The organism is Cytobacillus sp. FSL R5-0569, assembly GCF_038007265.1.
Lineage (GTDB): Bacteria > Bacillota > Bacilli > Bacillales > Cytobacillaceae > Cytobacillus > Cytobacillus kochii.
In genome coordinates this window covers 1,021,796-1,046,633 of the sequence record NZ_JBBOWW010000001.1, presented here as the reverse complement: position 1 = coordinate 1,046,633, position 24,838 = coordinate 1,021,796, and the positions used below count along the sequence as shown (strand labels likewise).

Annotated in this window: 30 protein-coding genes, 1 pseudogene and 2 riboswitches; of the genes and pseudogenes, 9 read left to right on the top strand and 22 right to left on the bottom strand. The window is 35.6% G+C overall.

Features of this window, described 5'->3' with window-relative positions:
* Window positions 1-60: 60 nt before the first annotated feature.
* Window positions 61-975 carry an NADP-dependent oxidoreductase gene (locus MKX78_RS05490; RefSeq protein WP_341050158.1) on the bottom strand — a complete coding sequence of 305 codons (915 nt, stop codon included), beginning with the start codon at window positions 973-975 and terminating at the stop codon, window positions 61-63.
* A 139-nt stretch (window positions 976-1,114) separates the two neighbouring features.
* Here MKX78_RS05490 and MKX78_RS05485 point away from each other — a divergent pair, with 139 nt between their 5' ends.
* Window positions 1,115-1,618, top strand: coding sequence for a hypothetical protein (locus MKX78_RS05485; RefSeq protein ID WP_233435300.1), 504 nt, complete (start codon window positions 1,115-1,117; stop codon window positions 1,616-1,618).
* A gap of 31 nt (window positions 1,619-1,649) precedes the next feature.
* On the opposite strand, the gene MKX78_RS05480 is transcribed toward MKX78_RS05485, so the two are convergent.
* The 5 genes from MKX78_RS05480 to MKX78_RS05460 form a co-directional block, all read right to left on the bottom strand.
* The gene (locus MKX78_RS05480; protein WP_095370282.1) at window positions 1,650-2,060 is read right to left on the bottom strand and encodes a MarR family transcriptional regulator; all 411 of its coding nucleotides are present in this window, start codon (window positions 2,058-2,060) and stop codon (window positions 1,650-1,652) included.
* 82 nt (window positions 2,061-2,142) lie between these two features.
* The gene (gene prpB, locus MKX78_RS05475) at window positions 2,143-3,048 is read right to left on the bottom strand and encodes a methylisocitrate lyase (protein WP_095370283.1); all 906 of its coding nucleotides are present in this window, start codon (window positions 3,046-3,048) and stop codon (window positions 2,143-2,145) included.
* 13 nt (window positions 3,049-3,061) lie between these two features.
* Window positions 3,062-4,501, bottom strand: coding sequence for a bifunctional 2-methylcitrate dehydratase/aconitate hydratase (locus MKX78_RS05470; RefSeq protein ID WP_341050156.1), 1,440 nt, complete (start codon window positions 4,499-4,501; stop codon window positions 3,062-3,064).
* A 16-nt stretch (window positions 4,502-4,517) separates the two neighbouring features.
* Complete coding sequence (mmgD, locus tag MKX78_RS05465) at window positions 4,518-5,639, bottom strand: citrate synthase (RefSeq protein ID WP_341052718.1); 1,122 nt, start codon at window positions 5,637-5,639, stop codon at window positions 4,518-4,520.
* Window positions 5,584-5,859 (bottom strand): hypothetical protein, encoded by a 276-nt coding sequence (locus tag MKX78_RS05460; RefSeq protein ID WP_307317097.1) that lies wholly within the window; start codon window positions 5,857-5,859, stop codon window positions 5,584-5,586. The genes mmgD and MKX78_RS05460 overlap by 56 nt, the downstream gene beginning before the upstream one ends.
* 163 nt (window positions 5,860-6,022) lie before the next feature.
* A riboswitch (cobalamin riboswitch) is annotated at window positions 6,023-6,225 on the bottom strand.
* A 227-nt stretch (window positions 6,226-6,452) separates the two neighbouring features.
* Between MKX78_RS05460 and MKX78_RS05455 the strand changes: the two genes are divergently transcribed.
* Together MKX78_RS05455 and MKX78_RS05450 are read left to right on the top strand one after the other, a co-directional pair.
* Entirely contained in the window at window positions 6,453-6,896 is a 444-nt protein-coding gene (locus tag MKX78_RS05455) for a MarR family winged helix-turn-helix transcriptional regulator (RefSeq protein ID WP_224934930.1), read from the top strand.
* Between the two features lie 16 nt (window positions 6,897-6,912).
* Window positions 6,913-8,124 carry an MFS transporter gene (locus MKX78_RS05450; protein WP_095370288.1) on the top strand — a complete coding sequence of 404 codons (1,212 nt, stop codon included), beginning with the start codon at window positions 6,913-6,915 and terminating at the stop codon, window positions 8,122-8,124.
* Between the two features lie 59 nt (window positions 8,125-8,183).
* Here the strand turns inward: MKX78_RS05450 and MKX78_RS05445 are convergent, their stop codons facing one another.
* Window positions 8,184-8,369, bottom strand: a complete 186-nt coding sequence (locus tag MKX78_RS05445; protein WP_095370289.1) for a hypothetical protein — start codon at window positions 8,367-8,369, stop codon at window positions 8,184-8,186.
* Between the two features lie 89 nt (window positions 8,370-8,458).
* Here MKX78_RS05445 and MKX78_RS05440 point away from each other — a divergent pair, with 89 nt between their 5' ends.
* Entirely contained in the window at window positions 8,459-9,322 is an 864-nt protein-coding gene (locus MKX78_RS05440; RefSeq protein WP_095370290.1) for an aminoglycoside phosphotransferase family protein, read from the top strand.
* Between the two features lie 82 nt (window positions 9,323-9,404).
* Here the strand turns inward: MKX78_RS05440 and MKX78_RS05435 are convergent, their stop codons facing one another.
* Window positions 9,405-10,229 carry a MetQ/NlpA family ABC transporter substrate-binding protein gene (locus tag MKX78_RS05435; protein WP_307317105.1) on the bottom strand — a complete coding sequence of 275 codons (825 nt, stop codon included), beginning with the start codon at window positions 10,227-10,229 and terminating at the stop codon, window positions 9,405-9,407.
* A gap of 88 nt (window positions 10,230-10,317) precedes the next feature.
* Window positions 10,318-10,428: riboswitch (SAM riboswitch) on the bottom strand.
* A 240-nt stretch (window positions 10,429-10,668) separates the two neighbouring features.
* On the opposite strand from MKX78_RS05435, the gene MKX78_RS05430 reads away from it, so the two are divergent.
* Window positions 10,669-11,832, top strand: a complete 1,164-nt coding sequence (locus tag MKX78_RS05430) for a pyridoxal phosphate-dependent aminotransferase (RefSeq protein ID WP_095370292.1) — start codon at window positions 10,669-10,671, stop codon at window positions 11,830-11,832.
* 293 nt (window positions 11,833-12,125) lie between these two features.
* Here MKX78_RS05430 and MKX78_RS05425 read toward each other — a convergent pair whose 3' ends face one another.
* The 7 genes from MKX78_RS05425 to MKX78_RS05395 form a co-directional block, all read right to left on the bottom strand.
* Window positions 12,126-12,899 carry an STAS domain-containing protein gene (locus MKX78_RS05425; protein WP_095370293.1) on the bottom strand — a complete coding sequence of 258 codons (774 nt, stop codon included), beginning with the start codon at window positions 12,897-12,899 and terminating at the stop codon, window positions 12,126-12,128.
* A complete protein-coding gene (locus tag MKX78_RS05420; RefSeq protein ID WP_341050151.1) occupies window positions 12,886-13,536 on the bottom strand; it encodes a cobalamin B12-binding domain-containing protein in 651 nt (216 codons plus the stop codon). The genes MKX78_RS05425 and MKX78_RS05420 overlap by 14 nt, the downstream gene beginning before the upstream one ends.
* On the bottom strand, window positions 13,533-13,904 hold the full coding sequence (locus tag MKX78_RS05415) for a hypothetical protein (protein WP_095370295.1): 372 nt from the start codon (window positions 13,902-13,904) through the stop codon (window positions 13,533-13,535). Before MKX78_RS05415 ends, MKX78_RS05420 begins: the two co-directional genes overlap by 4 nt.
* Window positions 13,901-14,206 carry an antibiotic biosynthesis monooxygenase family protein gene (locus MKX78_RS05410; RefSeq protein ID WP_095370296.1) on the bottom strand — a complete coding sequence of 102 codons (306 nt, stop codon included), beginning with the start codon at window positions 14,204-14,206 and terminating at the stop codon, window positions 13,901-13,903. The genes MKX78_RS05415 and MKX78_RS05410 overlap by 4 nt, the downstream gene beginning before the upstream one ends.
* 9 nt (window positions 14,207-14,215) lie before the next feature.
* A complete protein-coding gene (locus MKX78_RS05405; RefSeq protein WP_095370297.1) occupies window positions 14,216-14,713 on the bottom strand; it encodes a GNAT family N-acetyltransferase in 498 nt (165 codons plus the stop codon).
* Window positions 14,714-15,277: 564 nt separating this feature from the next.
* Entirely contained in the window at window positions 15,278-15,883 is a 606-nt protein-coding gene (locus MKX78_RS05400; RefSeq protein WP_095370298.1) for a TetR/AcrR family transcriptional regulator, read from the bottom strand.
* 27 nt (window positions 15,884-15,910) lie between these two features.
* The gene (locus MKX78_RS05395) at window positions 15,911-16,345 is read right to left on the bottom strand and encodes a DUF5392 family protein (RefSeq protein ID WP_095370299.1); all 435 of its coding nucleotides are present in this window, start codon (window positions 16,343-16,345) and stop codon (window positions 15,911-15,913) included.
* A 368-nt stretch (window positions 16,346-16,713) separates the two neighbouring features.
* On the opposite strand from MKX78_RS05395, the pseudogene MKX78_RS05390 reads away from it, so the two are divergent.
* The 3 genes and pseudogenes from MKX78_RS05390 to MKX78_RS05380 all read left to right on the top strand — a co-directional run.
* A pseudogene (locus MKX78_RS05390) lies at window positions 16,714-16,890 on the top strand (MerR family DNA-binding transcriptional regulator); the annotation flags it as partial.
* A 33-nt stretch (window positions 16,891-16,923) separates the two neighbouring features.
* Window positions 16,924-17,142: a hypothetical protein gene (locus MKX78_RS05385; protein ID WP_233435301.1), complete on the top strand. Its 219-nt coding sequence runs from the start codon at window positions 16,924-16,926 to the stop codon at window positions 17,140-17,142.
* Between the two features lie 139 nt (window positions 17,143-17,281).
* Window positions 17,282-18,616 carry a hemolysin family protein gene (locus MKX78_RS05380; protein WP_370873364.1) on the top strand — a complete coding sequence of 445 codons (1,335 nt, stop codon included), beginning with the start codon at window positions 17,282-17,284 and terminating at the stop codon, window positions 18,614-18,616.
* 21 nt (window positions 18,617-18,637) lie between these two features.
* On the opposite strand, the gene MKX78_RS05375 is transcribed toward MKX78_RS05380, so the two are convergent.
* The 6 genes from MKX78_RS05375 to MKX78_RS05350 all read right to left on the bottom strand — a co-directional run bounded on the left by MKX78_RS05375 (window position 18,638) and on the right by MKX78_RS05350 (window position 23,412).
* The gene (locus tag MKX78_RS05375) at window positions 18,638-18,856 is read right to left on the bottom strand and encodes a hypothetical protein (protein WP_095370302.1); all 219 of its coding nucleotides are present in this window, start codon (window positions 18,854-18,856) and stop codon (window positions 18,638-18,640) included.
* A 263-nt stretch (window positions 18,857-19,119) separates the two neighbouring features.
* On the bottom strand, window positions 19,120-20,313 hold the full coding sequence (locus tag MKX78_RS05370; RefSeq protein ID WP_095370303.1) for a thiolase family protein: 1,194 nt from the start codon (window positions 20,311-20,313) through the stop codon (window positions 19,120-19,122).
* The gene (locus MKX78_RS05365) at window positions 20,310-20,954 is read right to left on the bottom strand and encodes a 3-oxoacid CoA-transferase subunit B (RefSeq protein ID WP_095373519.1); all 645 of its coding nucleotides are present in this window, start codon (window positions 20,952-20,954) and stop codon (window positions 20,310-20,312) included. The genes MKX78_RS05370 and MKX78_RS05365 overlap by 4 nt, the downstream gene beginning before the upstream one ends.
* Window positions 20,955-20,961: 7 nt before the next feature.
* A complete protein-coding gene (locus tag MKX78_RS05360; RefSeq protein ID WP_307317116.1) occupies window positions 20,962-21,648 on the bottom strand; it encodes a CoA transferase subunit A in 687 nt (228 codons plus the stop codon).
* A complete protein-coding gene (locus MKX78_RS05355) occupies window positions 21,645-22,364 on the bottom strand; it encodes a carboxymuconolactone decarboxylase family protein (RefSeq protein WP_307317118.1) in 720 nt (239 codons plus the stop codon). Before MKX78_RS05355 ends, MKX78_RS05360 begins: the two co-directional genes overlap by 4 nt.
* Window positions 22,365-22,566: 202 nt before the next feature.
* A complete protein-coding gene (locus MKX78_RS05350; RefSeq protein WP_095370306.1) occupies window positions 22,567-23,412 on the bottom strand; it encodes an alpha/beta fold hydrolase in 846 nt (281 codons plus the stop codon).
* A 322-nt stretch (window positions 23,413-23,734) separates the two neighbouring features.
* Between MKX78_RS05350 and MKX78_RS05345 the strand changes: the two genes are divergently transcribed.
* A complete protein-coding gene (locus MKX78_RS05345) occupies window positions 23,735-24,043 on the top strand; it encodes a hypothetical protein (protein WP_095370307.1) in 309 nt (102 codons plus the stop codon).
* Window positions 24,044-24,512: 469 nt separating this feature from the next.
* Here MKX78_RS05345 and MKX78_RS05340 read toward each other — a convergent pair whose 3' ends face one another.
* Window positions 24,513-24,638, bottom strand: coding sequence for an FbpB family small basic protein (locus MKX78_RS05340; RefSeq protein WP_095370308.1), 126 nt, complete (start codon window positions 24,636-24,638; stop codon window positions 24,513-24,515).
* Window positions 24,639-24,838: the final 200 nt, after the last annotated feature.

Here is a 24,838-nt window from a genome sequence, read left to right as displayed (position 1 = left end):
ACTTCGCGTTACGAAATGATTGTAGTTATTTTATCAAACTCTAAAAAATCTTAACTACTTTTATCCTCGATGGCAGACAACAATTTCCCCCTGACAGTGACCATATTGTTTTTTTATGTGGGCTTTTTGTATACCTTCAATATTCAACGGATACACATGCGCCAAAACTGGGGTTAGATTACCTTTTTCTACTAATTGTTTTATCTGTTCTAACCCCTTCTTAATTGAATATGTAGTAATATATCTTATTGACAAACATTCTTTATCAACGACTTGAAATTTCGGTTTTGTGAATTTTAGCACTTCTGCTTCTGGCTTCAACCACCTTAACGCACTTAAATATGGATAGCCTTGTCCAATTGTATCAATTAGTAGATCAAAGCGTTGTTGCTTATGAATAGGATCCAGACAATCCCCATCAATATGAATGACATCTTTCTGCTTTACATCTTCGGAAAGTATGCCTACCACTGTGCCCATTGCCTTTAATAATTGAATGAGCATCAAACCTACATTCGTTTGACTACCTAAAATTAGAACATGGCTTCCTTCCCTCACCCTCCCTTCAACTGTTGCTTGCCATGCCGCTATACTACTTTCTAATAGAGCAGCCGATTCAATGAATGTTAAATTATTAGGCATGAGACAAACATTAGATGATGGTACTAACGTTTCGTTGGCATATGTCCCATATGTAGAAATAGTTGTTAGAAAGAAAACTTTGTCACCAGCTTTGAACTGGGAGACGTCTTTTCCAATTGCTTTAATGATTCCGGCTCCCGAACTTCCTAGAATGACCGGTAAGTTAAGATTGTCACTCAAACGTTGCCCCGACCTTAATTGCCAGTCACTCTCTAACACGCCACTCGCTTTTATTTGAATTAATATCTCGTCATCACCAACTGGTGGTGTTACTAATACAATTTCACGTAATTGGTGAATATCGCCATATTGAAGAATGCCAATTCCCTTCATAGAATGCCTCCGCTTATTATTACTGTTTATATTGTTCATTTTTACCAACTAGATATATTCTTAAAAATACATCTTGCACACATAATTTTATTGATGTATCACATTCTAATGATAATAATGTTTTTAGAGGAGGGTAAACTTGAGTGCAGCTAATTTCTTTCGTGTATTTAATGCCATCATCTTATGGGGAACGATGTTTTTTATTCCTGGTAAATCAATTAAAAGGTTTCTTCCTGTTACTTTATTTTGCTCTTGCATCCTTTTAATTGAAACATTATTTTCGTTTGTTTTTAAATGGTGGAGGGTAAAGGGCGGAAAGAAATACATGCTTTATGATTCAATTGCCTTTATATTGGGACCCTTATTCACAATTAATATTTGGGTGTTCCATTTAACATACGGGAAGTTTTTTCGATATGTCGGTCTTAATCTAATTATTGACCTTTTATTTGCCTATCCTTTCAATGCTTTCTTTCAAAAAATTGGTCATTATAAATTGTATAAATTCACATCATTTTCATTATTTATTTCTGCCTTCGCCTATGCATTAATTAATTATGGCTTTCAAGTATTATATGAACGATATCCGAAAGAATATATAAAAATGGATAAGGTGAGTAAAACAGAACCTACTGTTAAATGACCTTATCCTCTTTTATTCGGGAAAAAAAGCATTAGATAATTTTTGCTATTTTTTCAAGAGAAGTATTGATGGTAGATATTTGCTGTTGAAGAGAACATAATTGTTCATACGAATAAGTATTAAATAAGGCATTAATATAGGCCGCTCCCTCTTGTGTTAAACGAACACTAACAATTCGACGGTCATTATGTGCTCTACTTTTAGTTACAAAACCAAGTACCTTTAATTTATCACTCATATTCGTTGCAGCTGCTGGGGACATATAGAAATCTGTAGAGATATCCGTGATTTTCATTTCACCACGCTTTTTCAACTTCATCATAAGCCAAATAAGGTTATCATTGAGCGTTTCTTGTTTATGCAATAACACATTAATAAAGTATTTATTACTGGCCATTTCCCCAATTAGGTGCTGTATAATTATTTCATTCCTTGCGTTCATTTTTTCATTTCTCCTAATCTTTTATGAAGTAAAATAATTAAGGAAGGTTGACGCTCGGCTGTATAACCGAACGCCTATACAATTATTCTTCTGTCAATATAGTTTTTGCTAATGTATCATCTAATTCTTCAAAATCATCATAGCTGATTGTTTGATATAGTTCTTTTCTTGTTTGCATATTAGCAAGTGCATCTTTTTGTGACCCTGTTTCTTTAATGATATTAAAAACGTTTTCATATGCCTTCGCTGCCACTCTTAATGAAGTAACAGGGTAGATAACCATTTGAAAGCCCATTTGTGAAAATTCATCCGCTGAGTAGTACGGTGTCTGACCAAATTCAGTCATATTTGCTAGTAAAGGAATTGAAATCGCTTGTGAAAATAGACTAAACTCTTCTTCCGTTTTTAATGCTTCTGGGAAAATAGCGTCCGCTCCAGCTTCTGCATATGCTTTCGCTCGTTCAATCGCTTCATCAAGTCCTTCCACCGCTCGTGCGTCTGTTCTTGCTATTATCATTAGATGAGGGGCAACTTCTTTAATTACTCTAATTTTTTGTATCATTTCTTCTGATGTTACAAGCTGTTTTCCATTTAAATGGCCACATTTTTTCGGTAACTTTTGATCCTCTATCTGCACAGCAGCCACTCCAGCTTCTTGCATTTCTACAGCTGTTCTTGCCGCATTTAATATCCCACCGAACCCTGTATCAATATCAACAAGTAATGGCAAATTAGTTGCTCGAATAATTTCTTTCGCCCTTTCTGCCATCTCAGTAGATGTAACCATACCTAAGTCTGGCAGTCCTTTACTTGCCGTATATGCAGCGCCTGATAAGTACAGAGCATGAAAGCCTGCTTGTTTTGCCATTAAGCCTGCCATTGCATCATGCGCCCCAGGTATTTGCAATATATTCTTATCTAGCATTTTTGAACGAAATTGCTCAGCTAAATCTTGTTGAGTCACAGGTTTATGAACAATCCATGCCATCTTGCATCCCCTCCTAGATTAAGAATAAATTCATAAATTCATTTACTGCCATCTCTTTTAACGTTTCTTGATCGGAAATAGCTCCAGCAATGCTTTTTTGTGCCTTGTTTGAAAAATGAGTTTTAATATTATACTCGAATTTCTGCAATACTTTTGGAATCGCTTCGTCACGGCGGAATCGATGACCTAATGGATATTCACATTCAATCTTCTCAGAAGAAGTTCCATCCTTATAATGGATTTGAACTGCATTAGCGATTGAGCGCTTGTTCGGATCTAAATAATCCTTCGAGTATTGCAGATCTTCCACTACCTCCATCTTCTCTCGTAAGGTGTCTACTCGGGGGTCGCTAGCTACATCATCCTCATAATCCTCAGCGCGAATATTTCCTTTTAATAAACCAATAGCTGTAATGTACTGAATACAGTGATCGCGGTCAGCTGGATTATGTAATGGACCTGTTTTATCGATAATCCTAATCGCTGATTCATGTGTGGTAATCGTAATTCGATCGATATCGCTTAAATCACCCACATCGCCATTTTGATGAAGTGAAACGGCACACTCCGCTGCAGTTTGCGCGTGAAATTCTGCCGGATAAGAAACTTTGAATAACACATTTTCCATTACATAAGCACTTAACTCTCTTTGTAGGGTAAGTTTTTGCCCTTTAAACAGAACGTCTTCAAATCCCCAGTTAGGTGCAGATAAGACACTGTTATAGCCCATTTCACCTTTCACAGCCATCATAGCTAACTGAACACCCCTACTTGTCGCATCTCCAGCAGCCCATGATTTTCTTGAACCCGTATTTGGCGCATGACGATATGTCCTTAATGCAGAATTATCCACCCATGCAAGTGATAATGCATGAATCACCTCTTCTTTTGTTGCACCAAGCATCTTTGCCGTAACAGCAGTTGTTGCCACTTTAACAAACAGTACATGATCTAAACCCACGCGATTTAAACTATTATCTAGCGCTAATAATCCTTGAATTTCATGAGCCTTGATCATCATTTCCAGGACTTCAATCATTTTAACTGGCTCTTTACCAACTGAAAGACGTTGCCTACTTAAATAATCTGCAACTGCCAAAATACCACCAAGGTTGTCAGAAGGATGCCCCCATTCAGCAGCTAACCATGTATCATTGTAATCCAGCCAGCGAATCATACAGCCAATATTAAATGCACCTCTAATGGGGTCTAATTCAAATGATGTACCAGGGACTCTTGTTCCATTAGGTACAACCGTTCCTGGCACAACAGGACCAAGTAGTTTTGTACATTCAGGATAATCAAGCGCTAATATTCCACAACCAATTGTATCGAGCAAGATATAATGTGCCGTGCGATAAGCCTCTTCACTTGTTATTTCATAATCCAATACATAATCAGCAATTTCCGTTAAAATAACATCGGTTTCAACCTTTTCATTCGTTTTCAGCATTTACTCGTACTCCTCCTCAATTTGGTAAAGTATGACGTGCACCTGAATAAATGACCCGCGGTCTAAATAAGCGGTTGTTTTCATGCTGTTCAATGACATGGGCACATAAACCAACCGTTCTTGCACTAAAGAAAATCGGTGTGTAAAGTGGGATAGGAATTCCTAACATGCCATAAACCGGTGCGGCATAATAATCTAAATTAGGGTATAGCCCTTTCTCAACTTCCATGATTCTTTCTCCTGCTTCACATTTTCGAAGCAACGAATCATCTCCATTTTGTATGGATAACTCCTGTAGAGCTTCCTTCATCATTAATGCTCTTGGGTCCATTTTTTTCATATAAACTCTATGACCAAAGCCCATAATCTTTTCTTTTTTAAATAGTTTTTTATAGAAGAGACCTTCCACGCCAGCGACACTTTCCGCTTCATTCAACATGTACATAACCGCTTCATTTGCACCGCCATGCAAGCTACCTTTTAAACTTGCAACTGCGCCCGTTAACGCTCCAAATAGATCGGATTGCGTGGAAGCAATTACTCTTGCTGCAAATGTTGAGTTTGGCATTTCATGTTCACTATATAAAAGTAATGATTGGTCAAATACTCTTTCTTCTAAATCGGAAGGTACTCTACCAGTTAACATATAGAAAAAGTTGGCACTATATGATAGGGATTTATCCGGTTCAATTCTCTCCAGACCTTGTAATATACGATAACTGTTAGCTACAATTGTCGGAACTCCGCCAAGTAGACGATAAGCTCTTTCTTTATTTGCTTGCTTCGACCTATCATCTAAGGTCGAATCATATCCAGCCAAGCTTGAGATGCCAGTGCGGAGCCCATCCATTGGATGTGTTCCTTTTGGTAAATGAGTAAAAACCTCCATTACGGCCGTTGGTATTTCATAATAGGACTTTAACGTATTAGCTAATGAATTTTTTTCCTCGTCTGTTGGTAATTGATCTTCTAGAAGTAAATGGATAATATCTAAATAGCTTTTCGTTTTTGAAAGTTGAATTAAGTCATAACCTTTTATGACAATCTCTCCATGAACAGTATCTAAAAATGAGATGCTGGTCTCAGAAGCTATGATTCCCTCTAACCCTGGTATATACTTCTCCTCCATGCTCACAATCATTTTCCTCCCATCCAATTACATCATGCCTGACAATGCTGTAAGCCCTTTCAGCATTCCTTAAATATATTTGGATCTTCTCTTCTTCTACAGAGAGTGTTCGGATGTCTTCTTTATACTGATCTAATACTCTTTTTAAACTATAACTCTCAGCAGAATAGCTGTTCATCATGATCGTTGATTTCATTATGTTCACATAATAAGGAACGGTTCCAAACAAAGCTTTTTCCTCCGTTCTTGCTCACCTTTTTACCATATCAATCCATTAAAAAAACAACTTCTAGAAAGAAGTTGTTAAGTTCAAACGAATACTAAAATAAACATGCGACCTTGGCATGTATTCATTACCCGTACTTAACACCTCCTATATCCACGTAGGAATTGATGTTTACACTAAACAGGCAGGTCTCCTGGCTTATGGTCAACATGATACGAAACCTTCCCATCTCCATTTTTAGGAAACAGTGGTATCTTTCATATCACTCGCAAATACAGTTGCGGGACAGCGACGGAATCCAACCGTACTTCCCTTTTAAGTAAATAGACAAGCGAGCATTCTATTTACACCTATTTTTGAAAATATTCAATTGTTCTATTTAAATATATCAATATTTTAGAAAATTGACAATTATTTTCTTAATTGTACTACTTTTCACTTTTAACTAACACTTGTTATTATAACAATTTAAATGTCGCCTACAAACATCTCTTAAAAGAAATACAATTTTAACATAACATTTACCATTTTACAGAAAAAAATCTATCGCCCATAGACAGACAAGACGGCTTTTTGTTATAGTATATTAGTTACCATTGATAACTATTTTAAATGAGGTGAATATTATTATTGCTAGCCAAAGGTTCTTTCATCACTTTATGATGCTTTATCGCCCTTTTGAGAATAGACTAAACAGCTTATTAACGAAACATCAATTACAACGGGCACAGTGGACAATCCTTTATTATCTCTACCATTTTGGTCCAACAACTTTAGTAGAGATTGCTGCATATCAAGGTGTCGAAAAGCCAACAGTTACGAGGACCATAAATCAGCTTGAGGAATATGGATATGTAGAAAAAATCCCAAGCATGGATAAACGTGAAAAGAAAATGAAAATAACGAACGAAGGTGAACGCATATACAAAAAAATCCGCATTCCGATTGATCAGTTCGAAATGGAAATATTAGAGGGAATCACACCTGAGGAACAAGAAGAATGTATTCGTATTTTTGATAGTATTAAAAGCAATTTGTAAGGAGGAAGAAAAGAATATGAGTTCAACAAAAGAAAAATTATGGACCAAGGACTTTATCACCGTTTCTTCCGTAAACTTTTTTCTAACATTAGTGTTTTATTTATTAATGGTTACGATTGCGGTGTATGCCGTTGAAGCACATCATGCGACCGCCAGCCAAGCTGGCTTAGTTACTGGCATATTTATTATAGGAACATTGGTAGGAAGATTGTTTATCGGTAAATATATTGATCGTATTGGACGGAAGAAGACTTTAATCATTGGCTTACTATTATTTAGTTTATCAACAAGTCTTTATTTTATTGAAATTGATGTCAATTTCTTACTTATTACCCGCTTTATCCACGGTTTAACATTAGGGATGGCAAGTACAGCAAGTGGTACAATTGTCGCTTCAGTTATACCGCAAACAAGGAAAGGTGAAGGAATCGGCTATTTTAGTATGAGTAATACTTTAGCGACAGCAATAGGACCTTTTATCGGTATGTTAATGAGTCAATACACAACTTTTCATACGATTTTCATTTTTTGTTTGATTCTTGGTATTATTGGCCTACTTATCGGGTTAACTGTGAATGTGAAAGAGTTAACTGAAGATCAAAAAGCTCAATTTCAATCATCTGGTTTTCAATTATCTAGCTTTATTGAACCAAAGGCACTTCCAATTGCACTCGTCACATTAACAGTCGCATTTTGTTATTCAAGCGTCTTGTCTTTTATTAACTTTTATGCAATTGAAAAGGACTTAGTAAATGCTGCTAGCTTTTTCTTCTTTGTCTATGCCATCGCTGTCTTACTATCCCGTCCTTTCACTGGTAAATTAATGGACAGCAAAGGGGCAAATTACGTGATGTATCCAGCGTTCATTTTATTTGGAGTAGGTCTATTCTTACTTAGTAATTCATCAAATGGTGTTATGTTATTAGTGGCGGGGGCTTTGATTGGCTTAGGCTTTGGTAATATGCAGTCTTGTACACAAGCGATTGCGGTCAAATTAACGCCATCCCATCGCATGGGGCTAGCTACTTCCACCTTCTTTATCTTTCTCGATGGTGGTTTAGGTTTTGGACCCTATTTATTAGGTTTACTGATTCCTATAACTGGCTACAGTATGTTATACATTTACATGGGGATAGTGTCGATTGCTTCAATTATTCTTTACTTTTTAGTTTATGGACGAACCGAACATAATGGGAGTAAACAGACACATCAAACAGCATCAATGTAAAATAAGGTATGCTATAATGAAAGAAGAGACTCCACGTAATGGAAGTCTCTTCTTTCTAATTAAAATGGTTTATTCGGTTCATATGTCGGTTGTTGATTCGTCACTTCATACTCATAACTTTTCTCCATTGCTGCTTGTACTTCTTCTGACTGTTCTAATTCTGTATCCATTTGATTGTATTGTTGAGCTTCATTTTGAGCAGCAATAATTTTCTCATCCACTTGATTATCATACTTTTTTTCCATTGCTTTCACTCCCCTTTTATAAGATGTCTCGCCTATTTTCCCCCTCAAAAAAACGATTTATACAAAATAATAAAAAAGGAGACTGTTCCATGAAGGAATTAATTAAAAACCATCTCCCGCATCTTCAGGAAATACAGATTGAAAGCAATCATTCTGGTTGGGATCATCATATTTATATTGTTAATCAAACATATGTCATCCGAATACCAAAAACAAAACAAGTATTAGTGAAAATAAAAAAGGAAATAAAGCTACTTCACCAGCTCTCATATCTTTCTTCCATTATTGAAATACCAAATTATCTTCCATTTTATAATAAAGACGGACAAATGATTGGTGTTTTTTACCACTTCATTAAAGGACAAGCATTATCTCATTCATTGATTACTCCTCCTTTATATGAAGCCAAGCGGTTAGGAACATTTCTTACAGAATTACATCGTCTGGATATAGATGAAGCAAAGAAATGTAATATAGAAGAACTACATAGTGAAAATTATTGGGCGCAATTACATCAAGCCCTGATTAAAAAAATATTTCCGTTCTTAAAAGACGCAGAAAAAGAAGAAATTGATAAAATGTTTTTAGCGGTGTCAAAATTTAAAGAAGCAAAAGTGGTGATTCATGGTGATCTAACAAGTGCCAATATCCTTTATCATCCAAGCAAAAAGGAAATATCAGGAATTATAGACTTTACAGATACGCAAATAGGGGACCCGGCGTTTGACTTTGCAGGGCTATATTGGGATTTCGGAGATCAATTCACCAAAGAAGCTCTCGCATCTTATCAAACAAAATTCAATAAAGATGAAATGTATAGAAGAGTCACTTCCTTTTACGGCTTACAACCAATATTTCACAAATGGTTGAAAAACGTCAATGACCAGGATGAAAAAGTTGTTCGACAATCCATAAGTACAGGAATGACCAAAATACAAATTATGCACAGATAAGTTTAACAGTATTCTACAACTATTATTAGAAACCGGACAAATCCATATAATTTTGTCCGGTTTCTTGCTTATTATTACTTCGTTATTCCATCCACGCTGGCTTTCCAAATCCTTGAAACTCTTCGTCGATAATTTTTTCAAATTCTGCAGACTCGACCACTTCTTTTAAGTCTTTCGCATATTGTTTATCTTCAAAGTCTGCTTTAACTGCAACCACGTTGCGATAATCATCAAGCATATTTTCTAGTGCTAATGCACTTAATAAGTCCATATCGGCTGCCAACGCAAAGTTACCAGGAACTGCAGCAAGATCCACACCCTCAAGAGATCTTGGTAATTGTCCTGCTTCAATCGGTTGAAAAACTAAATTCTTTTTATTCTCCTTCACATCTTTTTCAGATACTGTTAGTGGATCGGCGTTTTCATCAATCGTAATTAGACCTTCGTCATTTAACGTATTTAAAGCGCGTGCTGCATTCGTTGGGTCATTTGGAATAGCAATGGTTGCACCGTCTTTAATCTCATCAATTGAATTAAACACATTCGAGTAAATCCCCATTGGGGCTGTTGGTACAATAATTAATGGTGCTAAGTCCATGTTATTTTCTTTCTCAAAATTCTCCAAGTAAATTGTATGTTGGAAAAGGTTAGCTTGTATATCATCTTCATTTAAAGCTTTGTTAGGTTGGATATAATCGCTAAACTCTACGACAGTTACTTTATATCCTTTTTCCTCTAGACCAGGTACAATAGCTTTTTTCAACATATCACTATAAGGACCGGCAGTAGCACCAATTTTTAGTTCTTTCGTTTCATCCACCTTTTCTCCACTCGTGTCTGAACCTCCGCCACATGCTGTTAGTAAACAAACAGTTGCAATGAATAAAACAATTAGCCACTTTCTCATTATGTTTCCTCCCCATAGCTGTAACCAGAATTTTAACCAATAAAAAAAGCCACTATTCATCATCTGAAAGAGGCATTGGTTTTATTCCGCCTTATCTTTCAGAATGAATGGATATCATTCTGCAGGAATTGGCACCTTCCCAATATTGGGGGTTGCCGGACGTCATAGGGCCTAGTCCCTCAGTCTCTCTGGATAAGCTTTTCATTTAATTTTTATGATATGATATTACTACTCTCTTTTATTTTTGTCAATGTTCGAAATAATGCTACATCCAATCTCCCAAGAAAATGGGTTTAGTGATCCAACTACCTTTCCTTTATTCTTTTAAAACAAAAAAGGAAATCGAATATTTCCTTTTATATAAAATTAACTGGACAATTTGTCTTTTTGGTTATAAAATGCGTTCGTATATAGATTAAATGAATGAAGGTGGATTAAAATGGAATTATCGCATCGTTTGAAGCAATTACCTCAACAATTTTTTGCTTCCCTTGTTCAAAAAGTTGCTGCTGCAAAACTTGAAGGCAGAGATGTTATTAACCTAGGACAAGGCAATCCCGACCAGCCAACACCTGCACATATTGTACAATCACTTCAGCAAGCTGCAGAAGACCCAATGACACATAAATATTCTCCTTTTAGAGGAATTAATGAATTAAAGAAGGCCGCCGCTTCCTTTTATGCGCGTGAATATGGGGTAGAAATTGAGCCTGAAAAAGAAGTAGCTATCCTTTTTGGCGCAAAAGCAGGTTTAGTAGAAATTCCATTATGCCTACTCAATGAGGGAGATTTAATGCTCTTACCAGATCCAGGTTACCCTGATTATGAATCTGGTGCGGTTTTGGCAAATGTAAAATACGAAACCTTTCCTTTAAAAGAAGCAAATCAGTTTCTACCTGATTACTCGCAATTTACAGAAAAACAAAAAAAGGATGCCCGCCTACTATTTTTGAATTATCCTAATAATCCAACAGGCGCGACAGCTGATTCCACATTTTTTGAAGAAACTGTTGCTTTTGCTAAGGAAAACAACATTACCATCTTGCATGATTTTGCTTATGGTGCTATCGGCTTTGATGGAAAGAAACCTGAAAGTTTCTTAGCCACAGCCGGAGCGAAAGACGTTGGTATTGAAATGTATACATTATCAAAAACATATAATATGGCTGGGTGGAGAATTGGATTTGCAGTTGGAAATGAACAAATCATTGAAGCCATCAACCTTCTTCAAGACCATATGTATGTAAGCTTATTCCCTGCGATTCAAAAAGCTGCAGCCGATGCATTAAATGGGGATCAAACAAGTGTAGACGAACTTGTTGCTCGATATGAGAGACGTAGAAATGCATTCATGAACGCTTGTGAAAAGGTTGGCTGGCACGGCAAGTCTCCTTCAGGATCGTTTTTTGCTTGGATGCCAGTGCCTGAAGGATACAATAGTGAAGAATTTGCTGACTACTTACTGGAAAAAGCTGATGTAGCTGTTGCCGCAGGAAAAGGCTTTGGGACCTTTGGAGAAGGTTATGTTCGGGTGGGATTACTTGTCGATGAAGAACGATTAATTGAGGCAGTAGAAAGAATTGGCCAACTCAAATTATTTTAATATAAGAGGTATGGCAGCCACAAACCTAGCCCATAGAAACATGTATAACTTATGTTCCTATGGGCTAGGTTGTGTAACTTGGAGGCTTTTATGAACGAACTAAAGCTTCATATTCTCTTCCTTTTAAATTCGCATTCCCGTTACAAGGTATCATCTTCATTGTTACATATGTCTTTACTTAGTTTTTTCGGAACGTATCGTTATCCGACAATCTTTTCTTTTAACAAAGCCAACCTATAAACACATGTACAAACATATACATTATCCAAGTAGGCTCTCAGTTTAATAAATGTTCATATAGCATGATCATTTATCACTGATTGAAGAAAACTTTGTAACGATTGTTCCGTATGAACAACATTTCTTAATTGATAAGGCTGAAGTGCTTTTGCTAGACTCGGATTTATACCAATGAGTCTCACTTCTCCTCCTGTCATTAGAAGAATGCTCTTGATTAAAAGCTCTAAGCCGCTCGTTCCCTCTTTATATACTTTAGCAACCGCTGTTAAATCAATCAGTATCCACCTGTAATCATGATCTGACAGACGGGCAAGCGTTTGCTCCATAATCGTTGTAAATTTATCGCCCGTCATATCGCCAAACAAAGGAATATAACAGATCTCTTTTGTTAAAGAGATAAAAGGACCTGATAATTCATCCAACCTTTGCAATGTTTTTTCTAATGTTTCCTTCTGCTCATAAAGCTCAAAATCTGTCTTTGCTAATCTGTTTTGTAGGGCCTGTAATTTCTCCATTAATGGTTCATTATCATCATCTTTGAATAAAAATTGCATGGACGCATTACCTTGAAAATCCCAACTGATATGAATATCAAATAGTGCTATCGGTATACTTCTTGTTTTTAAATTAGCTTCAAATCTCATACTCTTTTCTGGTATGGCAGCTACCCTTTCAAACTTAGAGATACTCCCTTCATCAACTATACTTTTAATCATACCTTCTGATAAATCAAAGACTTCATCCGCTTTAGATGTATAGCTAATGATTTCACCATTCTTATTAGCTAGTATATACGGTATCGGCAAATGTAGATCAATTAATCGCATTTTTCCTCCCCTCCGTATTAAAAGCAGTGATCCATTTATCTACAGCATATAAGTTTGAAATAATTTCCGGCTTAATAGCGGTAAAAGAAGCTAAATCATATAAATTTGTCAATCTTCCACCTAATAAAATCCTAGGTTTCTTTGGTAAATAAGAAAAAGCTTCCATATATTCCGTAAGTGCCGGTAAATGGGTAGCAATCGAAACTGATAAGCCAATTACATCTGGTTTCCAATCCTTCGCAGCCTGCAATGCATATTGTACAGGTAAATTTGCTCCTAAAAACTTGGTTCTCCATCCATTCTCTGCAAATATACTGGCTACCATCTTTAATCCCAAATAATGCTGCTCTCCTGATAAACAAAGAAACATGGCGGTCGGTGCATCCTTAACAGGTTTAAACTTGTGCTTTGCAGCTAATCTTGAAAGAATGAAATCGCAAACTCCAGATGCCAAATGTTCATCTGCAACTGTTATCTCAAAATTTTCCCATTTAAGACCAATATTAACCATAGCTGGTGTAATAATATCTTGATAAATTTCTACATTAGTCAAATAATCGAATCGCTCAATATATTCCCAAGCATCAGCAACAGCTCCAGATAAAAGGATTTCTTCTAGATCTTCTCCTCTCGTCACTGTGCCTCGCCTCCTTGAACATCTCTTAAAATAGACACAGCCTCTCCTAACAAACCAATATATGCAGAACTAATTTCACTTTCTACCACCGTACATTTCTCTAATTCCTCTTCTAAAAAAAGAAAATTATCAATCAAGGTTTGCGTCGTCATACCATATTTAATTAAGATACCTCTTAACCAAAGGGCATAGTCAGTGAAAATCTTTGACGTATTTAATTCCATTGCCGTCTTTAAATAATCTAAGTGATGCATATTATCAATAAATGTTTGATTTCTCCCACGTTCACCATATCGTTCAATTAATGTAGGGTCTTCTCGAAATATCCTTTTTGTTACTTCTTCTGCGATTATTTCATATTTACTCACTTTACCACAACCTTATATTGCGACACTTTTGGAATGACTGCTGCTAATTCTTTATCTGGATATTTCTTTTCAAGATCATGAATTCGTTGAAAATCTTTACTTCTTACCCAGCGTAAATAATCTTCCTTTGTTTCAAAAATTAATTGTACTGTCAATTCTCCTTTACGTTTATCATTCTGAAGCAACATAAAGTCGACGAACCCATCTGCTTTATCGACTAAACGTGAACGATTCTTATATATTTCAATCACTTCATCTGCTTTACTTTCATTTACATCAAAAGTTGAGAATACGGTATACATAACTTCACCCTACACATTTGGACTTGTGTTACTTCTCCATTCCATTACAATGGTTGGAATACTAAATCCGAAAATGGAATCATTCATTTTTCCTACTTGTTTAAATCCTTTTGAATGATAAAAATCCAAAGCAGAATCATTTCGCATCACAACAGAAACCGTAATTTTATTGACATCATAAAAATATTCAAACATCGCTTTTAGTAGGGCTGTACCAATACCTCGGCGGTGAAAACTCGGCAATATATATAAAGCACCTAATTCTATTTCTTTCTTAATATTTATTAATGAAAAATGAACGAAACCAATAACTTCTCCTTCTTCTTCAGCAACCAATAAAACCGAAGTAGATAAACTTCTCATTAAAGCGTCTTCAGTATATACAGATAATAAAAAATCAACCTGTGTTCGCTCGGGAATTAAGCCTTCATATGCGTAACGCCAACTCTCCCTAGCAACAGATTGGATTTGTGTACTATCTTTTCTTGAGAATAATCTAATTTTCATGTTCAATACCCACTAAAAGGAAGGAAATTTCCTTAAACGTATTTTATCTATAATTGTAACAGGAAATGAGGTTAAGAAAAAGGCAAAGGCAAGAATGGTATTGTTCATAAAATAAACAAACGTAAGTTTTTACTCAAAGCTTGTTCCAAAAAATCATTCTATTGTATAATAGGACTAGATAAAGGCATATATTAGAAAAGATCGGTGGTGCGGCAACACCGTCCGATCTCGCAATAGCATTAGCCAATGAACAATTGACACCATCCACCTATACATGAGGTGGATTATTTTTTATCATCGTTTTTGAATTGTAGCACAGCCATTATTAAACTTGTAAATGTACAAGCAAACACCAATGCCTCAAAAACTGACAAAGCAACACCCCCCTTCTACGGGGAATAATGGCTAAATTGACTATTGCTATTCTTATTATAGCACCACTATGTATATTTTTGGAATTTTGTGAAAAAATCACATAGATGCGATCATTCAATAGCAATTCAGCAAAAAAAGAGTTGAAACGAAAGAATAAATTTTTCATTCCAACTACTTCTCATTTCATGATTATTTCTTAAGTCCCCGTTTTAAGAGAGTGATTTCTAACTTAAAATTTCTTAGTGCTTCTTCCTTTGATTGATCCTTAGAAAATGTTTCGATAATACTCCTTAGTAAAACAGATGTAAGTATTTTCATTAAATACTTAAACTCTTCCTGATTTGAGATATGCAATATTTCTTTATTTACCTTTGATTCGAATTGGATAAACTGCTGATTCGTTTCATATCCATTGAAACTTCGACCAAATTCATGTTCCACTTCATATGTCATATTTAAAAATAAATTTTTGAGAAAGTTCCGATTCTCATCTTGTTCAGTAATCACCTTTTCGAAAAAAGCAATCATCATTTCAAAAATATCCCCATTGTGCTTATTCAATAAAAAGTAAACTTCACTTTGATTCCTTTTTACTCTCTCTTCTAGCAAGTAAAAAAAAGCATCTTCCTTATCTTCAAAATATTGATAAAAACTCCCCCTTGGAATACGGGCAGATTTTACAATATTACTAATGGATGCTTGCGATAGTGGAACACGAGAAAACTCTTGCTTTACAGCATTGATAAGCTTTTCGCGTTTTTCAATTGATAAATTATAAAAAGTGATTTTTGGCATTATACTCCCCTCCCTAAAGGAATCAATCTAAAACGAGGAACGGCGCTGTTCTTCACGCAGAAATTCCATGAATTGTGCAAGCGCCATAACAGGCTTCTCATTAATTATTATGATATATCTTTTTTTCATTTGTTCAGTTGCTATTTTGCTGTCATTAATACGTTGGATCATATAATCAACGCTTGTTTTCTCAATTGCTTTTCTGCGGATTTTCGATTCCTTAGATAAAGCCATACCTACAGCACCTAAAATGGAGTAGATGAGCAAAGTAATCCAAGTGTTTTCATCCATGGGCATGGTGAAAAGAACAATGATGATATTCATGATTGAGAAAACAACAAGCGGAAATGAAAATAACGAAAATCGAGAAGCAACTCTCATCGCTGGCGCTAAACGTTCATTTAATAATTCAATTTCTTTCTTAACAAATACAGGCATATCAGTAAAAGGATTCATATTCATGTGAATGCCATCCTTTCTATTTTATTTAATCACAAATAGGGTTTTCCCCTATCTATAGTTTCCCCTCACCTAATGGGAATACTGCCGGTAAATACATGCCGATGTTACCAAAATCAGTTGTGCATATTCCTTAAACCTTGTGGCTTTTTACATATAGAAACCTTTATACCCTGCAAACGAAGTTTCTTAACGATTTGGTTTAATGGCGTATTCAATATTTCCCCTCCCGAAAATGACAGTGTGTCATAATTAATTTTAATTTTAAATGACAACGTGTCATCTGTCAATTGAAAAACGAGTGGATTTATTTTGTAAGTCGAAACTATTGTCAACTAAACTGGACAGGAGTATAATTTAACCATAACGTTATAGTTTGGAGGTATCATATTGGGAACGAGAAACTAAAAATCGGTGAATTAGCAGAAAGAGTAAATTTAACTAAAAGAACCATTGACCATTATACAAACCTTGGGTTACTTGAAGCAGAACGTTCTCCTTCAAATTATCGCTATTATGACGGATCAGCCATAGAAAGATTACATTTAATTGAAAAATGGAAATCAGAGGGTATGTCATTAGTGGATATTAAGAAAAAGTTGGATGAAAAAGATGTTCACGAAGCAGAAGAAATTGATGTACGTGAATTAAGAATTAAGATTAATGGGTTAAAGGATGATGTTTCAGAAGTGCTTGCCCATTTAAACAAGACTGATGTAACAAGTCAGGAGTATATTAAGAAAAATGTCTCTTCCGAAAGTATGTCCCTTATTCAAACATTGCTTTTACTCTTAAAATAAACAAATAAAAAGGCATTGCTTATAGGAAAGTTGGACAATGTAATGGTAAGACATGAATTCTCGTCACTTCCTGAGACTTACATTCATGAAGCAAAAAAATAGGAGGTGAAAGTCTTACCAAAAGTAAGACGATTACATTTTGACGGTAACGTTAAATTTAATATTACTTGTTATACTTATTGCTTTAACTGCTTTTTTCGTGTCGACGGAATTTGCAATAGTTAAGGTTCGAATGTCTAAGATTGATCAATTGATAGCGGAAGGGAATAGTAAAGCTGTTTCAGCAAAAAAAGTAGTCACCCATTTAGATGAATATCTATCCGCATGTCAGCTTGGAATCACTGTAACAGCACTTGGATTGGGGTGGTTAGGTGAACCCACAGTACTCAAGTTATTACAGCCATTATTTAATAATTTAAATCTTAATGCCTCTCTTACACATGTGATTTCGTTTGGTGTATCATTTGCGATTGTGACTTATTTACATGTGGTCCTTGGTGAATTGGCCCCAAAAACGATCGCTATTCATAAGGCAGAAGCCATTACCCTTGGTTTTGCTAAACCTATTATTTGGTTTTATCGCATTACCTATCCTTTTATTTGGGTGTTAAATGGATCAGCCCGTCTAATTGTAGCGCTTTTCGGTTTCAAACCTGCATCTGAGAGCGAAGCAGCACACTCGGAAGAAGAGTTACGAATTTTAATGTCTGAAAGTTATAAGAGTGGTGAAATCAACAAAAACGAATTAAAGTACATGAATAATATATTTGAATTCGACGAAAGAGTAGCGAAAGAAATCATGGTACCACGAACAGAAATTATTACTTTTTCTATCGATGATTCCTTTGAAAACCTTAGAAATATTATTAAACAAGAACGTTACACTCGTTATCCAGTTGTCGATGGTAATAAAGATAATATTGTCGGTTTTGTTAATGTTAAAGAGTTTCTTACCGCAAACCTTCAGCCTGAACAAACAAAGAAGCTTTCTATACATGATTTCATTAATCCTGTGTTGCGTGTTATTGAAACCATTCCAATTAACGACTTATTAATAAAAATGCAAAAAGATCGTATACACCTCGCAATCTTAATGGATGAGTATGGTGGAACGTCTGGATTAGTAACCGTTGAAGATATTGTTGAAGAAATTGTAGGTGAAATTCGTGATGAATTTGACGAAGATGAAATTCCTGAAATTCGTAAGATAAAGGAAGGCCATTATATTCTTGATTCTAAAGTATTAATTGAAGATGTTAACCATTTGTTAGACCTTGACTTGCCAGATGATGAGATTGATACAATTGGAGGATGGTTCCTCACATTAAATTTTGATGCGAAACTTGGTAGTCAATTAGAGTTGGATGGATACTTGTTTACTGTAACCGAAATTGATGGTCACCAAATACATTATCTCGAGGTAAAAAAAATGGATGATCCTATCATGACAAACAAAGAGCCGCTTATTGATTAATGAACGGCTCTTTGTTTTCACTTATACTAACTTTTTATCATCGAGTTTGAGCTGTTCTTCTAATTCTCTTCTCATTTTATCCGTTTCTAATAAATAATTTTGATGTTTTAATTCTTCTAATTTTATTTGATCTTCAATTATTTTCGCCTTTAATTCGGTTTGAGAACTTAAATGGCTAGTAATAATCGCAACGATCGGTATACCAAAAATCATTATGACTGATACTAATCCAATAATCATTCTGCCTATCCCTCCTCTAACAAATCGATCTTATTTACTATATTCTATGTTCAAAACAGCATTTCCTTTACCCTTAAACAACAAATGAGGTAATGTTTCACTTTTCAAAAGGCAAGTCCTGACCTATATTAATTCAAAATATGAAGTTACTTTCTTGGTACGAACCTTTCTATATATACGGTTTATGCGAAAAAAAGTTTCATCTTTCAGGTATAAATGACTATTTCAAAATAAAAAGGACACCGTCAATCGATGTCCATTCGTTAAATTTGTAAATTTTCAATAATGGTGGATATACCGAGTCCACCGGCGATACAAAGTGTAACAAGAGCATATTTCTTTCCTGTTCTTTCAAGTTCATGGATAGCCTTTGTTAAAAGAATTGATCCAGTTGCTCCAATTGGATGCCCCATAGCAATGGCCCCTCCGTTCGGGTTTACTTTTTCTATGGATAATCCAAGCTCTTTTATAACAGCTAGAGCTTGAGCTGAAAAAGCTTCATTTAACTCAATAATATCCATATCCTCTATTGTTAATTGAACTTGTTTTAACGCCTTTTGTGTGGCAGGTACAGGGCCTATCCCCATATATCTAGGGTCAACACCAGCAGCTGCTTGAGCAATGATTTTCACTTTCGGTTGAATTGAGAACTCATCTGCTTTCTCCCTTGACATCAAGAGTAATGCAGCTGCACCGTCATTTCTACCACTGCTATTACCTGCAGTGACTGTCCCTCCTTGTTTGAATACTGGCTTCAGCTGTGAGAGTTTTTCTATTGTCGTTACACGGGGGTGCTCATCCACCATAAAAGTTGACGATTTTTTTCTTTCATTCACAGTGTAAGGAAGAATCTCCTTTTCAAAAAAGCCAGCAGTAATAGCTGATCTTGCATTTTCTTGGCTTCTTAGCGCAAATTCATCTTGTTCCATTCTTGAAATTCGATACTTTTCTGCTAAGTTTTCAGCGGTCATCCCCATCGTTAATTGCCCATATTCTTCCACAGGTTGTGAACCAGGCTGACTTTCCGTATTAGGATCAAGTAAAAGCCCATTTCCTGACTTAAGGCCGAAGCGAATATTCCGCATATAATATGGTGCTGTGCTCATAGATTCCGCTCCACCTGCAATAACAACATCGGCGAATCCACTCATGATTTGTTGGGCAGCTGAGTGAACGGATTGTACTCCTGAGCCACATTGGCGATGTAAAGTATAACTTGGTATACTTTCAGGAAAACCTGCTCTTAATGTAGCTAGCCTGGCTAAATTAGAGGCATCTGCACTTTGTTTTGCTTGTCCGATAATAATTTCATCGATTTCATTTTTAGGTACCTTCATCTTTTCCATTAACCCTTTAAGTACATGGCTAGCTAAGAAATCGACCGTTTCATTACCTAAACTACCACCTAGTTTCCCAATCGCTGTCCTCTTCGCTTCTACAATCACTACATCTTTCATCGCGTTTGCCCCCCGTTATTATGGCAATCTTCATTAAAAGGAGCTTCCGTCTTTTCTCTTATTTCTTCAATAGTGCTATTTGGCATTATTTCTATACAGTATAATTCTCCATTTCTCACCTCAAAAACAGCGAGCTCGGTAATAATTAAATTGACACTTCTTGTGGATGTTATTGGATAAGTACATTCTTTTAAAATTTTGCTCGTACCATCTTTGGATGTATGAGACATGGTCACAATAATTTTCTTTGCCCCTGTAAGTAAATCCATTGCACCCCCAACACCCATAATATTTTTTCCTGGAACTGCCCAATTGGCAATTAACCCTTTGGCATCTACCTGTAATACACCTAATATCGCCACATCTACATGTTGTCCTCGAATCATAGCAAAGGACTCCGCACTATTAAAATATGAAGCTCCAATTGCTTCACCTACAGGTAACTTACCAGCATTCACTATATTTGGATCAATATCAGCCTCGTTAACATCCGTTACCCCTAATAAGCCATTTTCTGTATGGAAAAATATATCACCATCTGCAATATGATTGGCAACAAGAGTCGGAATACCAATCCCCAAATTGACAACTGAGCCACTTTTTAGTTCTTGAGCAGCACGTTTAGCAATTAAATTTTGCATTTCATTTTTATCCAACACTCTTCACCCCATCTTTCGTTAAAATCTTCGTTGCTTTCACGATCCCATTTACAAATAGATGGGGTGTAATGATTTCTTCTGGAGATAGTTCACCAGGTTGCACAATTTCGTCCACTTCGGCAATCACATAATCAGCAGCTGTCGCCATCATAGGATTAAAGTTTCTAGCTGTTTTGTAATAAACAAGATTCCCTAATGTATCAGCTTTCCACGCACGAACTAATGCTACATTTGCTTTTAATGCGGGTTCAAAAATATATTTCACACCATTGATCTCTTTTTCTTCTTTTCCTACGGAAAGTTCAGTGCCTACACCGGTTTTCGTGTAATAGCCACCAATACCTGCACCACCTGCACGAATCGATTCTGCCAAAGTTCCTTGTGGAAGAAGCTCTAGCTCTAACTCACCTCTTTGATAGGCATCTCCCACATCTCGATTACTCGTAAAATAAGAGCCAATTCCTTTTTTTACTTTCTTTTGATTAACGAGTATACCTAAGCCTTTTCCCTTTTCACCGAGATTGTTAGAAATGATTGTTAATCCTGAGACGTCTTTTTGTGTAAGTTCATCAATTAATGACAGCGGTGCACCAATCAAGCCAAAGCCGCCAACCATGATTGTTTGATTGCTTTCCAATTTTTCAATTGCTTCTTTTGCCGTAGAAAAAATTTTCATTGCTCATGCCCCATTCTTAAAGAGTCGCTTGCTTCGAACCAAGCTGGAATACCGGCTGTCAATAAACAAATGGCACCTGTTTCAGCTAACTCGGGCTCTTCTGCCCCACTTCGTCTCGCTTTTTCCATCCACGTTCCCGCTATCTTACCATTGAGAACAGTAATATAAATACCGCTCATTAATAAAAGCTTGTTCTTACGAGAAACATGACCATCTCGGAGAATGACCTCTTCCATATCTCCGCCATCTTTTTTCGTTTGTAGCACGTTCTCAATAAACGCAGCATTCTCACTACCGATCATTTGTATATATTGACACAATATTTCTTCAACAGTATCTATATTTATTCGGTCTAATGTCTCGTCACCGACTAACTCACAAGCATATTGCATGGACTTTAAACCAGTTAGAAGAGCTTGTTGTCCATTATATAAATAACTAACTAATAAATATTCTGCTAATTCCGGTAACGAAGCTCCACCATCTATAGCACCCTTCGTATGGTAGACCATACTCCTTTCATATAATCTCGCCGCATTCATACCGACAAGTAATATATCTTTTTCTTTTACAGACAAAGCCCCCGGTTTCATAATGTCCCCACGGAGACTTGTATACTGATCGAGCATGTTTGGACTATAATCATGCATCTGTTGTACCCATCCAGGAACTTGATCATATACTTTTTTAAAATAGTCCAATCCCTTACTACTCATATTAATATCCCACCTTTTTATAAATGTTTATTTATACGCAAAAAGGCTACTTTAAACGAGACGCCTACAAAAAGGGTAAGAGTCTGAAGAGTTTAAAGTAGCCAGTATGTCCAATAGCTTAATTAAAAAAGTTCGTTTTCTAACGGCTAATGAATAGGCTTTCATTCTGTTTGTTTTTATTTTACACCACTTTTGAAAAATTTCAACTAGTCGCATCAATATTTCTTAAAAAAGCTTTTATGCTATTGTAAATTTCTGGTCTTGAAGTAAACACTAATGTATAGTGATTGCATGGCGTCGTTATTTTCTCTATTTGCTTAGCATATACCATTGTATCAATATAATCTTCTGCATGAAATAACGGGTCCATTGCACCAATTCCACCCTCTGCATGAACAAGAAAGACTGGGCAATTCACTTCTTTAAATATTTCTTTAGGATCAAATGTATAGAAACTGTCAAAATCGGTTTTAATCTTTCCTTCACTTGCATGATTTCTCCACTTTTGACCGATTTGATGAATCTCATATAAGCCAACGTTTTGCATATGCTCATCCCAAGGCACACCTAAGTTTTGATAAATTTGTTTAATCTCATCTAAGTATGCTTGTTCACTTTCATACGCTTTGCTCAATCGGGCAAGAGAGGGTTCAACAATCTTCTTTTGATGTGGTGTACATGTCGCTGCACCATCTAGCAAGATTAATCCTCGAACTTCAGATTGAAGTCTACTGGCCACAATAGAACAGATAAAAGCGCCCATACTATACCCCATCAAAATTGGTTGATCAATATTTAACTCTTTAATCAATGCTTCAACATCTAAAGCATGCTTCCATATGCTCGTATCCTCATCCGCATCCGCACTTTGCCCTCTACCTCTGACATCAATACTTACAATACGATAATCTTTTAAACTTTCTGCATAATAGTGCATTTGCATATAATTACCCGTTAACCCATGGACAGCAATTATCGTCCCTTTCTCACCTGGGTAATCAGCTATTTGTATACTTCGACCATTAATATTTTTTTGATAACATTCCATTATGACACCTCTTTATAAAAATATAAAACTAGTTATACTCCTTATTATTTGAAATGTCAAAAACTTTCCCCATCGTTATATCCTGTAAAATCCCTTGTTGATGTTGATGGTTATACTATAAATACCACTTGTTTTTTAGAGCAATTATAAGAATAAAAAATGATACGTTTAACTATTTACTTTTAGTCATCTTTTCGAATTTGATTAATAAATTATATTGAAAGTGGAAGAATCAAATGGATGATTTCTCTTAATCTTTTATTTTACAAATCAGCTAAAGTGGGTATAATGAATAGTAACTTGAAAGAAAGGTGGGGTACGGATGACTGGCAAAAAGATATACTCTTTTGGATTACTTATCATGTTCTGTGCATTTTTAGTTGTCCACTATCCTAGCGATCATTCAAGTTTGAGCACTTGGGGAGACCATCAGCATGCAGTCTTTAACGACTCCCATTTAAGTGATACCTCTCCATTAAAAGATGAGCTCAAAAAACATCCTCTTGTTTTCGAGCATGTTTCACTGATACTCATCAGCTTACTCTTACTTGGCATCTGCCAACTCGCTTATGTTTCTATGCAAAACAGTAGACATAAGCAGCCGATTTTCTTCCAATCTAATTATCTCTAATTATTCCTTAAATTTGTAAGAATATAACACAAATTTAAGGAGGATATGATAATGATTGTTCGTATGATTATGATTAGTATGTTTTCAATAACTGCAACTACACTTTTATTTTTCCAAGGATTAGAGATTTTTCAAGCTTTCTTCGACTATTATAAAAATAAATAAATACGTTAATTTAGCCGCTCACTTTACTTGAGCGGCTTTTATTTTAATCACTTCTATTCCTTGTTTTTAGAAACAACCATTAGCAGGGTAACTAATTATTATTCTAAAGTCATTGCGATTCGCCTCATAAACCACTAGATATTTTTAATGGGCTTTGGTGGTATAGTAAAAAATGGGCAAAATCCATCCAGCCATACTGTTGAGATAGAACTAGATATTAAATTAAACAATAAAACAAGGTCGCCCATTCACTACAAGTAAAAAGACCAGAATAATTATCCTGGTCCCCTTCTATATAAAAGCTTTATTTCGCTTTTTCATGCCTTTTTTCTAAACGTTTTTCGATGACTTCAAGCTGATCTGGATTTTTTAATAACTCTTCTTTATTACGACGAACTAATTCGATGTATGATAACTTTTTCTTTCTCATAAATATTTCTCTCCTTATTTAAATGACTTTATTTTCTGAAAATAAAGTACATATCTTTTTAGAAGAAAACAGTTTTGTAAGATTTTCTGACAAAATTAATTGTCCATACAAAATCCTTTTGAGTTTTCTTTAAATTCAGATTAATATGAAACAGAAGAAATGTCAAGACTTTTGAACCAAAATGCTATCTTTATATAATT